This window comes from Nocardioides sp. GY 10113, from assembly GCF_004919105.1.
Taxonomy (GTDB): domain Bacteria; phylum Actinomycetota; class Actinomycetes; order Propionibacteriales; family Nocardioidaceae; genus Nocardioides.
Map to the genome: position 1 here is coordinate 78,763 of NZ_STGK01000008.1, position 13,397 is coordinate 92,159.

12 protein-coding genes are annotated in these 13,397 nt (G+C 72.9%); 7 read left to right on the plus strand and 5 right to left on the minus strand.

All coding sequences use genetic code 11. The features are described from left to right. Positions 1-48 precede the first annotated feature (48 nt). Positions 49-1,311, plus strand: coding sequence for an MFS transporter (locus E8D34_RS11665; RefSeq protein WP_136594814.1), 1,263 nt, complete (start codon positions 49-51; stop codon positions 1,309-1,311). A 50-nt stretch (positions 1,312-1,361) separates the two neighbouring features. On the opposite strand, the gene E8D34_RS11670 is transcribed toward E8D34_RS11665, so the two are convergent. Beyond that, a complete protein-coding gene (locus E8D34_RS11670; RefSeq protein ID WP_168929416.1) occupies positions 1,362-2,195 on the minus strand; it encodes an alpha/beta fold hydrolase in 834 nt (277 codons plus the stop codon). A gap of 59 nt (positions 2,196-2,254) precedes the next feature. On the opposite strand from E8D34_RS11670, the gene E8D34_RS11675 reads away from it, so the two are divergent. Further along, positions 2,255-3,175 carry an alpha/beta fold hydrolase gene (locus E8D34_RS11675; RefSeq protein ID WP_136594816.1) on the plus strand — a complete coding sequence of 307 codons (921 nt, stop codon included), beginning with the start codon at positions 2,255-2,257 and terminating at the stop codon, positions 3,173-3,175. 166 nt (positions 3,176-3,341) lie between these two features. Here the strand turns inward: E8D34_RS11675 and E8D34_RS11680 are convergent, their stop codons facing one another. After that, complete coding sequence (locus E8D34_RS11680) at positions 3,342-4,361, minus strand: asparaginase (RefSeq protein ID WP_136594817.1); 1,020 nt, start codon at positions 4,359-4,361, stop codon at positions 3,342-3,344. After that, positions 4,358-5,218, minus strand: a complete 861-nt coding sequence (locus E8D34_RS11685; RefSeq protein WP_136594818.1) for an arylamine N-acetyltransferase — start codon at positions 5,216-5,218, stop codon at positions 4,358-4,360. Before E8D34_RS11685 ends, E8D34_RS11680 begins: the two co-directional genes overlap by 4 nt. 222 nt (positions 5,219-5,440) lie before the next feature. Between E8D34_RS11685 and E8D34_RS11690 the strand changes: the two genes are divergently transcribed. The 5 genes from E8D34_RS11690 (at position 5,441) to E8D34_RS11710 (ending at position 11,820) form a co-directional block, all read left to right on the plus strand. After that, on the plus strand, positions 5,441-6,010 hold the full coding sequence (locus E8D34_RS11690; protein ID WP_136594819.1) for a DUF4956 domain-containing protein: 570 nt from the start codon (positions 5,441-5,443) through the stop codon (positions 6,008-6,010). Then, a complete protein-coding gene (locus E8D34_RS11695) occupies positions 6,007-6,783 on the plus strand; it encodes a polyphosphate polymerase domain-containing protein (RefSeq protein ID WP_136594820.1) in 777 nt (258 codons plus the stop codon). The genes E8D34_RS11690 and E8D34_RS11695 overlap by 4 nt, the downstream gene beginning before the upstream one ends. A 16-nt stretch (positions 6,784-6,799) precedes the next feature. Next, entirely contained in the window at positions 6,800-8,461 is a 1,662-nt protein-coding gene (locus E8D34_RS11700; RefSeq protein WP_136594821.1) for a carbohydrate-binding domain-containing protein, read from the plus strand. 99 nt (positions 8,462-8,560) lie between these two features. Continuing rightward, positions 8,561-10,249: a fumarate hydratase gene (locus E8D34_RS11705; protein ID WP_136594822.1), complete on the plus strand. Its 1,689-nt coding sequence runs from the start codon at positions 8,561-8,563 to the stop codon at positions 10,247-10,249. A gap of 188 nt (positions 10,250-10,437) precedes the next feature. Further along, positions 10,438-11,820 carry a class II fumarate hydratase gene (locus E8D34_RS11710; RefSeq protein ID WP_136594823.1) on the plus strand — a complete coding sequence of 461 codons (1,383 nt, stop codon included), beginning with the start codon at positions 10,438-10,440 and terminating at the stop codon, positions 11,818-11,820. 116 nt (positions 11,821-11,936) lie between these two features. Here E8D34_RS11710 and E8D34_RS11715 read toward each other — a convergent pair whose 3' ends face one another. Beyond that, on the minus strand, positions 11,937-12,188 hold the full coding sequence (locus tag E8D34_RS11715; protein ID WP_136594824.1) for a hypothetical protein: 252 nt from the start codon (positions 12,186-12,188) through the stop codon (positions 11,937-11,939). A 59-nt stretch (positions 12,189-12,247) separates the two neighbouring features. Then, positions 12,248-12,805 carry a lytic transglycosylase domain-containing protein gene (locus tag E8D34_RS11720; protein WP_240771305.1) on the minus strand — a complete coding sequence of 186 codons (558 nt, stop codon included), beginning with the start codon at positions 12,803-12,805 and terminating at the stop codon, positions 12,248-12,250. Positions 12,806-13,397: the final 592 nt, after the last annotated feature.

The window sequence follows — 13,397 nt, forward strand, 5'->3', positions numbered from 1 at the left end:
AGCGACCCTTCGCTGGCGAATAGTTCGCTAGCGAACTAATATTCGTCCGTGCATCTCCCCGCCGCGCTCCGCCACCGCGACTACCGGCTGCTCGTCTCCGCGAGCGCCACCAGCGCGCTCGGCAACGCGATCACCCCGATCGCGCTCGCCTTCGCCGTCCTCGACCTCGGCGGGTCGGCCACCGAGCTCGGGCTGGTGGTCGCCGCGTTCGCGCTCACCGAGGTGGTGACCTCGCTCTTCGGAGGAGTGCTCGGCGACCGGGTCTCGCGCAAGCTGATGCTCGAGGGGTCGGCCCTGGGCAGCGCCCTCACCCAGGTGGTCATCGCCGCGGCGCTGATCGGCGGCTGGGCGACCATCCCGATGCTCGGCGTGATCGGCGCGCTCAACGGCTGCCTCTCCGCGCTCAGCAACCCGTCCTCCCGCGCGATGACCCGACTGACCGTGCCGCCCGGCGACCTCGGCTCGGCCGTCTCGCTGCGCGCCCTGCTCCAGACCTCGGCGGCCACGGTCGGCTTCGTGGCCGGCGGGCTCCTCGTGGCCACCGTCGGCCCGGGCTGGGCGATCGCCGTCGACGCGGCGACGTACGCCGTGGCGGCGCTGTGCTTCGCCGCACTGCGCGTGGCGCACAGCGTGCCCGACGGCGAGCGGGGCTCGATGCTCGCCGACCTCGGCGACGGCGCGCGAGAGGTCTTCGCGCACCGCTGGCTCTGGCTGCTGATCGGCCAGGCGCTGATCTGCCACCTCGTCTGGAGCGGCGCCCAGGGCGTGCTCGGGCCGATCGTGATCGGCGACGCGTTCGGACGCGAGGCCTGGGGCCTGGCGATGGGCACGCTGATGGCCGGCTTCGTCGTCGGCGGACTGCTCTGCCTGCGCTGGCGACCGCGGCGCCTGCTCCGCGTCGGGACCGTGCTGCTCAGCATGACGGCGCTGTTCCCGCTCGCGATGGCGCTCTCCGACCACCTGTGGCCGGTGCTCGCCGGCGCGTTCCTGCACGGCTTCGGCCTGCAGGTCTTCGACGTCTTCTGGGACCTCTCGATCCAGCAGAACGTCGACCCCGACAAGCTGGCCCGCGTCTACTCCTTCGACGCCGCCGGCTCGTTCGTGGCACGACCGCTCGGGCTGGCGCTGGCGGGCCCGATCGCGCTGGCCGTGGGGCTGCACGCGTGGCTGGCGGTGGTCGCCGCGGTAATGGGCGCGACCGCGCTGGCCGCGCTGTTCTCCGGCGAGGTGCGCCGTCTCGAGCGACGTACGACGCTCAGCGCAACGGCGCCCGCGGCCTCACCCTCGCCGGAGCCCGCCGCGGCGCGCTGAGCGCCGCGCCCGCGGGCGGTGACGTCGCGGCGGCGGTCAGGCGGCGGCAGTCAGGCGGTGGCGACCAGGCCGCGCGTGCCGGACACCGGCGCCGAGGACTGCAGCTCGAGCGCCTCGTGCACTCGGCGGAAGACGCCGGGATCCAGGGCCAGGCCGACGTGCGAGCCCTTGACCTCGATCGCCCGACCCTCGGGGTCGATGCAGGCCCGCCAGTCCACGATGCCGTCGCCGCGGGAGTAGATGTTCGTCATCGCGACCCCGGACAACGGCTGCTGGCTCTCGGTGAAGCTCAGCTCGGCGCAGGAGCCGGCGACGCACTCGGCCGACATCACCCCCGGCACGCCGACCTCGCTGAGCTTGCTGAGGAGGCGGACACCGCCGCTGAGCACCTTGTGATGCGCCGCGGGGGCGCGCATCGGCGAGCCCAGCGTGACGATGCCCGCCACCAGATCGGGACGACGCACGGCCAGACCGCGCGAGATCATGCCGCCGAGGCTGTGCCCGACGAGCTGCACCTTGGCCCCGCGGCGCTCGGCGATCTCCTCCAGCCGGGACTCGACGAGCTCGGCCGCGTCGAGGACGCAGCCGACGTTGGCGTGGATGCCCGAGCGGTAGGTCCGGTAGCCCTCGGCGCGCAGCCCGCGGGCCATCGCCGCGAGCGTCCAGTCCCCCGCGAGGAAGCCCGGCACCAGCAGCACGGGGTCGTGGGCACGGGACACAGCACGCCGGGCGTACGACGTACGACGACGCTCCCGTCGCCGCGACGACGCGTGCAGCGCCGCCCGCCCGGCCTCGCCGACGACGGTCCCCTCGCGCAGCAGCGCGGCCAGCGGGGGCCGTGCGAAGCCCTCGGGCATCAGGAAGCCCGCCATGATCTGCGTCACATCATTCATGTTACGTTCTTGAAACAGATTCCATCCAGATTTGTCGGCACACTGGACGAATGACGCCCGAACACATCGCCTCCGAGGAGCTGCTGGCGCCGCTGCCCGGCGGGGTCGAGCTGTGCTACCAGACGTTCGGCGACCCGACCGACGAGCCGCTGCTGCTGGTGATGGGCCTGGGCGGCCCGATGACCTGGTGGGACACCGCGCTCTGCCAGCAGCTGGCGGGCCTCGGCTTCTACGTCATCCGCTACGACAACCGCGACACCGGTCGCTCCAGCCGGATCCCCGGCCGTGTCGCTCCGCACCAGCTGACGCAGGCGTTCCTGACCGGCCGGGCCCGGGCGCCGTACTCGATGGCCGACCTCACCGAGGACGCCTCCGGACTGCTGGACCACCTGGGGATCGGCTCCGCGCACGTGGCCGGGGTGTCGATGGGCGGGATGATCGCCCAGACGCTGGCCGTCGGCGCGCCCGACCGGGTGCGCAGCCTGGCCAGCATCATGTCCACCACCGGGCGGCGCGGCGTCGGCCTCCCGCACCCCTCGCTGCTGCCGATGCTCGCCGCCCGGCGTCGCGGAGGGCGCGAGGAGTACATCGCCACCAGCCAGCGGGTCTGGAGCGCGATCAGCTCGCCCGGCTACCCCACGGATCCGGCGAGGCTGGTCGAGCGCGCGGGCCTCACCTACGACCGGGGCTTCACGCCGGACGGCGTACTGCGCCAGATGCTGGCGATCCTCACCCAGCCTGACCGGACCGCGGCACTCCGCACGCTGCGGACCCCGACCCTGGTGCTGCACGGCATGGCCGACCGGATGGTCCACGTCTCGGGCGGCCGCGCGACCGCCGCCGCGATCCGCGGCTCCGAGCTGGTGCTCGTGGCCGGGATGGGGCACGACCTGCCGCCGGCGCTGTTCGGAACGTTCGCCTCGGCCATCCGGCGCAACGCCGACCGGGCCGCCCTGCGCCGGGCCCGCTGACGGCCCGCCGACGGCCCAACGACGGCCCCGTGGCAGCCCCACCGCCGCGGGCTGGACAAATCGCCCCGCTCACGGAAATGTGATCTGCGTCACCCGTCTGGCGCGGTATCGGGAGCTACCCGCGCCGGACGGGTGTTGAGCGCCTCCGCGCCGGCAGGGGCCGGGGCTACGGCTGGCCGCGATCCGCGAACGCGTCGGCGACGTCACCGCGCCGCCCCGCGGCCAGCAGGGCCCACAGCAGCAGCCGCGCCTTGACCGGCGTCAACCAGCCGGCGGCGACCGCTCCGCGGGCCACCAGGTCGACCTCGGAGCCCGGGTAGCCGTACATCGCTCGTCCGGTCGGCCCCGAGCCGGTGCGGGAGGCGAAGACCACCGGCATCACCTCGGCGGCCCGGCCGACGGCCTCGGCCATCGCCGCTGACACGTGGCCCGCGCCGAAGCCGGCGACCACCACACCGTCCACTCCCCCGTGCCGGGTCAGCACGTCGAGCAGCGCACCGTCGTCGCCGAGGTGGGTGCTGACCAGCGGGACCCTCGGCAGCACGGTGGTCGTCGGGTCCGGCAGCGCCAGAGGGGCGGGGTGGCGGACGGTGACGCCGTACGTCGCCACGCCCTCCACGACCCGGCCGACCGGCCCGAAGGCGGGCGAGCGGAAGGCCCCGGTGGAGATCGAGTGCGCCTTCGCCACCCAGCGAGCCAGGTGGATCTCGTCGTCGAAGGCGACCAGGACCCCCCGACCGCGCGAGGCCTCGGCCGCTGCGCAGGTCACCGCCGCGGTCAGGTTGGCCGGCCCGTCCGCCCCGGGGGCCTGCGGCGATCGCATCGCACCGGTCACCACCAGCGGCTCGGGCAGGTCCCAGGCGAGGTCGAGCAGGTAGGCGGACTCCTCCAGGGTGTCGGTCCCCTGGGTCAGGACGACGCCGACGGCTCCGTCCGCCACCGCGGCCCGCGCCCAGGCGAGCGCTGCCAGCACCATCGACTCGGTCAGCGAACCGCTGGGGAGCATCGCCAGCGTCTCCGCGCTCAGGTCCGCGATGTCGGCCAGCCCGGGCACCGCGGCGGCCAGGTCGTCCGCGGTCATGGTGGGCGCGACCGCACGGCCGTCGGCGGAGGTCATCGCGATGGTGCCGCCGAGCGCACCGACGGCGACGCGCGGCAAGGACGGCCCGTTGCCCGTCCCGCTCATCGACCGGCCCCGACCGACAGGTCCGCGCAGCGGGCCAGCAGGCGGGTGCGCTCGTCATCGGTCAGCGGCACCTCGAGCACGTCCAGCCAGCCGCCGAGCTCGAGGGGGCCCACTCGCTCGCGCTGCGTCGGCTCGCCGGCCCTCCGGATCGTGACGCTCTCGTGGGTGAGCGTCACGTGCCGGTCGGCCAGGTACCGGGCCACCATCAGGCCCGACCTGAAGTGCGAGCCGGGGAACGTGCTGGTGAAGTGATGGCCGACGACCGGGTCGATCGGGTGCACCGTCAGCGCGTCGACCGAGTGGAGCCGCTGCCAGCCACCGTCGCCCAGACGGTGCAGCTCCCACCCCTCGGGGGCCGCCGCCACGCGGCTGCGCCAGCCGTAGTGGTCGGCCTCGACGCCGTCGCTGAGCGGGATCGGCCGGATCAGGCTCATCCCGAACCCGGGGTCGCACAGCCACCACCGGCCGGCCACCCGGGCCGCCACGGTCATGTGGGTGCGCGCGCCGATCGCGTCGGTCCCGGTGTCCACGCGGCCGAGGTGGCGTCGTACGGCGTAGCCGAGGCGCTCGAGCACGGCGGCGAAGAGGGTGGCGTGCTCGAAGCAGTAGCCGCCGCGTCCGCGGCCCAGGAACTTCTCCTGCACCGCGGCGAGGCCGACGCCGGGGTGCTGCTCGAGCAGCACGTCGATGTTGTCGAACGTGAAGGTGCGCACATGCGCCTCGTGCAGCGCGCCCAGCGCGAGCAGGTCCGGCTCGAACGCGGCCGGGTCGAGGTCGGCCAGACCGACGCGATCCAGGTAGGCGCCGAGGTCGAGGTCGGCGGTGTGCCAGGGGTCGGCGTTCGGGCGGTCGGGCACGTCGTCAGCCTAGTGGCCACGCGCCGTCCCCCCGCCGCGGCGGGTCGTGTGCCTGAGAACCCGCTCAGCGTGGGTCCCAGGCACACGACCCCACCACGGGCGTGGCCCCAGCACCCCGCCGCGGACTCACAGATGGCTCACAGGCCGGGCAGGCGTCGCACCCAGGCTCGGGTGGCTGAATGAGGTCGTTCGTTCACCGACCGTCACCCGGGAGCCCACTCGATGTCCTACCCCCTCGTCGCGGCAGACCTGCTCGCGCTCACCGTCCTCGTCTTCGGGCTCTTCTGGCACCGGGACGGGCGTCGCGAGCTCGTCGTGGCGTACCTGACGGTCAACATCGGCGTCCTCGGCGTGACCATGGCGCTCTCCAGCGCCACGATCGGCGCCGGCCTGGGCCTCGGCCTCTTCGGCGTGCTGTCGATCATCCGGCTCCGCTCCGAGGAGCTCGCCCAGCGCGAGATCGCGTACTACTTCGCGGCGCTCGCCCTCGGCCTGCTCGGCGGGCTGGCGATCTCCCCGACCTGGCTCGGCGTCGCGCTGATGGCGGCCATCGTGGCGGCCGTCGCGATCGGCGACCACCCCGCCGTGTCGCCGCGGACCGCGACCAGCCAGATCCGCCTCGACCGCGCGTACGCCGACCCGACCGCGCTCACCGCCCACGTCGCGCAGCTGCTCGGCACCGAGGTGCTCGGCATCGACGTGGTCAAGCTCGACCTGGCCGACGACACCACCCTGGTCCGCGTCCGCCACCGCGCCCAGATCACCTCCCCTGCCACCCAGGTCGTCCGATGAGCACGCCCGCGCTGCGCCGCGCCGCGGACCCGATCGCCTCGTTCCCGCCGATCGCGCTGGAGGACCTGGTCGCCCGGGCGGCCCTGCTGACCCGCGTGGATCGCAAGTACGTCGTACCGCTCGACGCGCTGGCCGACCTCCTGCAGGCGCTCCCCGACGAGACCCGCGCGTTGGAGATCGACGGCCAGCGCAGCCAGCGCTACCGGTCGGTCTACCGCGACACCCCGGACCTCGCCAGCTTCCACGCGGCCGGCCGCGGCCGGCGGCTGCGCTGGAAGGTCCGCACCCGCGAGTACCTCGACACCGGCCAGGGCTACCTGGAGGTGAAGACCCGCGGCTCACGCGGCACCACCGTGAAGGAGCGGGTCCCCGTCGGCTCGCCCGACGCGGGAAGCCTGGTCGCCGCGCGGATCGGCGCCGGGGCCGCCGCCGCGCTCCGCCCCACGTTGGAGACGACGTACCGGCGCGGCACCCTGCTGCTCCCCTCCGGCGCCCGCGCCACGATCGACCGGGACCTGGTGGTCCGCTCGCTGCTGACCGGCCGGTCCGGCGGCGCCGAGACCGCCGCCATCGTCGAGACCAAGTCCGGCGCCACCCCCGGCGAGCTCGACCGGCTGCTGTGGCGCCGCGGCACCCGCCCGGTCCGGATCTCCAAGTACGGCGCCGGGCTGGCCGCCGTCCATCCCGAGCTGCCGCGCCTGAAGTGGCACCGCGTCCTCGACCACCACCTCACCCTCCCCCGACCCGCGACAGCTGGCCTGACCGCCCACTGACCGCCCAGGAGACACCATGAAGAACCTCGTCCGCACCACCACCCTCGCCGGCGCCAGCGCCGTCGCCCTGCTCTCCCTGAGCGCCTGCTCGACCGACGGTGCCGCGTCCGCGGCTGACGCCGGTGCCGCCTCCGCGTCCGCGGTCCCCGGCGACGCCCAGGAGCTGGCCCGCGGCAGCAGCAACTACGTCACCACCCTCGAGGACACCCACGCCGACGCCGACGACGGCGAGTACGACGCCGACGGCGCCACCACGATCACGCTCGCCGACGGCGCCAGCAGCGTCGACGGCTCCGGCGCGGAGCTCGACGGGGACGTCGTCACCATCACCGACCCGGGCACCTACCTGGTCTCCGGCACCCTGACCGACGGTCAGCTGGTGGTCGACTCCGCAGCCGACGGCAAGGTCCGGGTCGTCCTCGACGGCGCCGACATCACCTCCGCGTCCTCCTCTCCGGTGTGGATCAAGGACGCCGACGAGGCCGTGCTGATCCTGGCCGACGGCAGCAGCAACAGCCTGTCCGACGCGAAGGCCTCCGGCGAGGACGACGAGGAGGACGACGCTCCGAACGCGACCGTCTACTCGACGGCCGACCTCACCATCGCCGGCGCCGGCTCGCTCGAGGTGACCGGGGTCAGCGCCGACGGCATCACCGGCAAGGACGGCCTGGTCGTCCTCTCCGGGACGATCGACGTCACCGCGGCCGACGACGCCATCACCGGCAAGGACTACCTCGGCATCGAGGGCGGCACCATCACCGTCACCGCCGAGGACGACGGGATCAAGGCCGCCAACGAGGACGAGGCCGACCTCGGCTCGCTGGCCGTCAACGGCGGCACGATCACCGTCGCGGCCGGCGACGACGGGCTGAAGGCCGAGGGCGCGCTGACCATCAACGACGGGACCATCACCGTGACGCGGTCCGAGGAGAGCATCGAGGCCGCCGACATCGTGATCGCCGGTGGCACCGTGGACGTCACCGCGAACGACGACGGGATCAACGTCGCCGGCCCGGCCCTGCTCACCGAGTCCACCGAGTCCACCGGGTCCACCGGCACCGGCGACTCCCAGCCCCCCGCCGACGGCGAGCGGCCGGAGCGCCCCGCGGGCGACATGGGCGACATGGGCGACATGGGCGGCGGCCCCGGCGGCCCCATGGGCGGAATGGGCGGCGAGTCCGACACCGGCGGCGCGCTGACCATCAGCGGCGGCGACGTCACGGTGACCGCCGAGGGCGACGGCCTCGACTCCAACGGCTCGCTGGCGATCACCGGCGGCACGGTCGTCGTGAACGGCCCCGAGTCCTCCGGCAACGGCGCGATCGACGTCAACGGCAGCTACGTCATCGACGGCGGCACCGTGTACGCCGGAGGCAGCGCCGGCATGCTGGAGGCGCCCGACACTGACTCCGGCCAGGCCTGGTTGGTCGCCGCCCTCGACAGCACCGTCGCGGCCGGCAGCACGATCGAGGTCCAGGACGACGACGGCACCACGGTGGGCACCTTCACCACGACCAAGGCGACCGGCGCGCTGGTGGTCTCCACGGCCGACCTGCGCGACTCCGGCTCCTACCGCTTCCTGGCCGATGGCCAGCAGGTCGCCACCGCCACGGCGGGCGAGTTCACCGGCGGCGGGATGGGCGGGATGGGCGGGATGGGCGGCGGCCCCCAGGGCTGAGCGGCGCCCCGATGTCCAGGCTCGCTGCGGGAGGGGGCCACCATCCAGACACCGGCCGCGAATCGGCGGTGACACACGTGGCGGTTATCCTCCCGAGTTGTGGCTGAAGCAGAGTTCCGGTACAGCGACCTCCTCCCCACCGGCAAGGACGACACTCCTTACCGGCTGATCACCACCGAGGGGGTCGGGACGGTCGAGGGCCCGGACGGACGGACCTTCCTCAAGGTCTCCCCCGAGGCAATCCAGCGGCTGACCGCGGAGGCGATGCACGACATCAGCCACTACCTGCGGCCGGCGCACCTGGCACAGCTGCGCAAGATCATCGACGACCCGGAGGCCTCCGGGAACGACCGCTTCGTCGCGCTCGACCTGCTCAAGAACGTCAACATCTCCGCCGGCGGCGTGCTGCCGATGTGCCAGGACACGGGCACCGCGATCGTGATGGGCAAGAAGTCCGAGGGCGTGCTGACCGGCGCCGACGACGCCGAGGCGATCAGCAAGGGCGTGTACGACGCCTACACCAAGCTCAACCTGCGCTACTCCCAGCTCGCGCCGCTGACGACGTACGAGGAGAAGAACACCGGCACCAACCTGCCGGCGCAGATCGAGATCTACTCCACCCCCGAGACCTCGGGGAAGCCGGAGTACAAGTTCCTCTTCATGGCCAAGGGCGGTGGCTCGGCCAACAAGTCGTTCCTGTTCCAGGAGACGAAGGCGATCCTCAACCCGAAGCGGATGCTCTCGTTCCTGGACGAGAAGATCCGCTCGCTCGGCACGGCCGCCTGCCCGCCGTACCACCTGGCGATCGTGATCGGCGGCACCAGTGCGGAGTTCGCGCTGAAGACCGCGAAGTACGCCTCGGCGCACTACCTCGACAACCTCCCGACCGAGGGCTCGATGGACGCGCACGGCTTCCGCGACCTGGAGCTGGAGGAGGAGGTCTTCAAGCTGACCCAGTCCTTCGGGATCGGCGCCCAGTTCGGCGGCAAGTACTTCTGCCACGACGTGCGCGTGGTCCGGCTGCCGCGCCACGGCGCCTCCTGCCCGGTCGCGATCGCGGTCTCCTGCTCCGCCGACCGCCAGGCGCTCGGCAAGATCACCCCCGAGGGCGTCTTCCTCGAGCAGCTCGAGATGGACCCGGCGCACTACATGCCCGAGGCGGGCGTGGCCGAGGACATCTCCGGCGGCGAGGTGGTCCAGGTCGACCTGAACCGCCCGATGGACGAGATCCTCGCCCAGCTCTCGCAGTACCCCGTGAAGACCCGGCTCTCACTGACCGGCCCGCTGGTGGTGGCCCGCGACATCGCCCACGCCAAGATCCAGGAGCGCCTGGACGCCGGCGAGGAGATGCCCGACTACATGAAGAACCACCCGGTCTACTACGCCGGACCGGCCAAGACACCGGAGGGCATGGCGTCCGGCTCGTTCGGACCCACCACCGCCGGCCGGATGGACTCCTACGTGAAGTCCTTCCAGGCCGCCGGCGGCTCGATGGTGATGCTGGCGAAGGGCAACCGGTCCAAGCAGGTCACCGAGGCCTGCGACCAGTACGGCGGCTTCTACCTCGGCTCGATCGGCGGCCCGGCCGCGCGCCTGGCCCAGGACTGCATCAAGAGCCAGGAGGTGCTGGAGTACCCCGAGCTCGGCATGGAGGCGGTCTGGAAGATCGAGGTCGAGGACTTCCCGGCCTTCATCGTGGTCGACGACAAGGGCAACGACTTCTTCACCGACCCCTCCGGCGAGGTCGTCGTCCCCATCACCGGCATCCGCGTGCGCTCCAAGGAGTGATCCGGCACAGCTGCCGGCTCGGCGTCACGGAGCACGGACCCCACGCCCGCCCCCGCCGGCCGCGGGTGGCACGGCACGCGCCCGCGCGGCGTCGCACCCAGCCGACGCGGCGGATCCGTCGTACCTCGACGCGTCGGTGGTGCTGGTAGGTCGTCGGGCTCGCACACCCGGCGCCTAGGGTCGGAGGTATGAGCGACTTCCGGATCGAGCACGACTCCATGGGCGAGGTGCGGGTGCCCGCGGAGGCCTTGTGGCGCGCCCAGACGCAGCGGGCGGTGGAGAACTTCCCGATCAGCGGTACGCCGATCGAGCCCGCCCTGATCCACGCGCTGGGTCGGGTGAAGGCCGCCGCGGCCGTCGCCAACACCGCCCTCGGCGTGCTGGACGAGGATCGCGGCGCCGCGATCCTGGCCGCGGCACGGAGCGTCGCGGCGGGCGAGCTCGACGGCCACTTCCCCATCGACGTCTTCCAGACCGGCTCGGGCACCTCGTCGAACATGAACGCCAACGAGGTGATCGCCTCGCTCTGCGCCCGCGCCGGTGTCGAGGTGCACCCCAACGACCACGTGAACGCGTCGCAGTCGAGCAACGACACCTTCCCGACGGCCATCCACGTCGCCGCCGCGACGGCCGTCACCGACGACCTGCTGCCGGCGCTGGACGTCCTCGCCACGTCGTTGGAGTCGAAGGCCGAGGAGTTCGCCGGCCTCGTGAAGTCCGGGCGCACCCACCTGATGGACGCCACGCCGGTGATGCTCGGCCAGGAGTTCGGCGGGTACGCCGCCACCGTCCGCTACGCCGCCGAGCGGCTCGACGCCGTCCTGCCACGCGTGCGAGAGCTCCCCCTGGGCGGCACGGCGGTCGGCACCGGCATCAACACCCCGGCCGGGTTCGCCGAGGCGGCCATCGCCGCGCTCGGCAGGGACACGGGGCAGCCGTTCACCGAGGCGCGCAACCACTTCGAGGCCCAGGCGACCCGGGACTCGCTGGTGGAGCTGAGCGGGGTGCTGCGCACGATCGCGGTCGGGCTCACCAAGATCTGCAACGACCTGCGCTGGATGGGCTCCGGTCCGACCACCGGCCTGGCCGAGATCCACCTGCCGGACCTGCAGCCGGGATCGTCGATCATGCCGGGCAAGGTGAACCCGGTGCTGCCGGAGGCGACGCTCATGGTGTGCCTGCAGGTGATGGGCAACGACGCGACCGTCGCCGCGGCCGGCGCCACCGGGTCCTTCGAGCTCAACGTCGCGATGCCGGTGATCGCCCGCAACGTCCTGGAGTCCGTCCGACTGCTCTCCGCGGCGATGCGCACCCTGGCGGACCGCTGCGTGGACGGCATCACCGCGGACGCGGCCCGGATGCGCCGGTACGCCGAGTCCTCCCCCTCCGTGGTGACGCCCCTGAACCGCTACCTCGGCTACGAGGCCGCGGCGAAGATCGCGAAGACGGCGCTCGCCGAGGGCGCGACCATCCGGGAGACCGTGCTCGCCATGGGGTACGTCGACCGCGGCGAGCTGACGCTGGAGCAGCTGGACGCGGCGCTCGACGTCGAGGCCCTGACCCGCCCCTGAGCACCGGTAAGTTGAGGTGCGAGCGAAGCGAGCCAGCCGGTGGTTGAGGTGCGAGCGAAGCGAGCCAGCCGGTGGTTGAGGTGCGAGCGAAGCGAGCCTCGAAACCGCCGAGGCTGTCAGTCCTTCTTGCCGGCGACCGTCTCGGCGACGCCGATCAGCAGCACCGCGGCGACGACCGCGAGGATGAAGCCGAGGATGTTGAGCTCCCAGATGTCACCGGTGCCGAAGAACTGCGCGATCAGGCCGCCGATGACGGAGCCGACGAGGCCGAGCCCGAGGGTGGCCAGCAGGCCGAGGTTCTGCTTGCCCGGCTTGATGAGGCGCGCGAGGGCGCCGATGATGAGGCCGGCGACGAGGAATCCGATCATGGTTCCGGTCTACCCGCACCCACGGCGGGCAAACAAGCCCGCGTCGGCGCGGCGCGGGCTCAGTACCAGCCGCGGGCCTGGCTGTGGCCCCAGGCGCCGCACGGGCTGCCGTAGCGGTCCTGGATGTAGCCGAGGCCCCACTTGATCTGGGTCGCGGGGTTGGTTGCCCAGTCGGAGCCCGCCGAGGCCATCTTCGAGCCCGGCAGCGCCTGCGGGATGCCGTACGCGCTGGAGGTCGGGTTGTCGGCGTACGGGTTCCAGTTGGACTCGCGGGTCCACAGCGAGTCGAGGCAGCCGAACTGGTCGCTGCTGAACCCGTAGTCGCTCAGCAGTGCCCGGGCGATGTCCTTCGGGTCGGAGTCCGAGAGCCGCCGGCTGTCGGACATCGCGGCCGGCTCGACGTCCACCAGGCGCGCCTGCTTCGCCGGATCCGCCTCGCCCCGCCGATCCGAGCGCGACAGCACCGGGGCTCGGTCGACCGCGATCGGCTCCGACGCCGAGGAGCCGGACTCCTCCGGCGTGAGGAGGGCGCCGAGGTCCGCGGCGGCGGGGATCGCCGCTCCGCCCTCGCTAGCACCGCTCCCGAGGACACCCGCGCCCACCGACACGCCGGTCACGGCAGCTGCCACCGAGGACAACACCACCGCGTGCTTGATCGCCTTCTTCGGCGTCTCCTTGACGTGGGCGTGACGAGGGGTCCCACGGTGTTTGGGCGCAGGCTGAGCAGGCTTCGACAAGAGTTCATTCCAGGGGTCGAGGATGCGGACTAGCCGCCTCCGAGTGGGCTCGACTCCCTTGTCGGCGCCGCTGGCGACTCGCCCACCATGCCTGACACCGCTTGCTCGTGCAAACTGAACCACCGTCTCCGCACCGCCTCATTCGCCTCTGTGCATCACAGCGGTCCCATCGGCCACGTCAGTCGACGTCTTCGGAGTCGTGGCGGCCCAACATGAGGAACCCCACACACGCCCGACCCCGGGCCTGAGGCACCCTCGAGCCGCGCGTCGCGCACCGCCGAGCCGAGGCACGCGCACCAGCCAGCCGGGAGCCGGTCGCCGACGAGTCTCCGCCCGCGCCCGCGCCCACGCCGAGCCCGGAACTCGGCGGTACCTGGGGCGCGGTTCGGGGGTGCCTTTCCCCCGGGTGGGGTGGAAAAAGCCGCCAGGGGCCACACCGATGGGTGTGGCCCCTGGGGCAATGTTTGTCCGG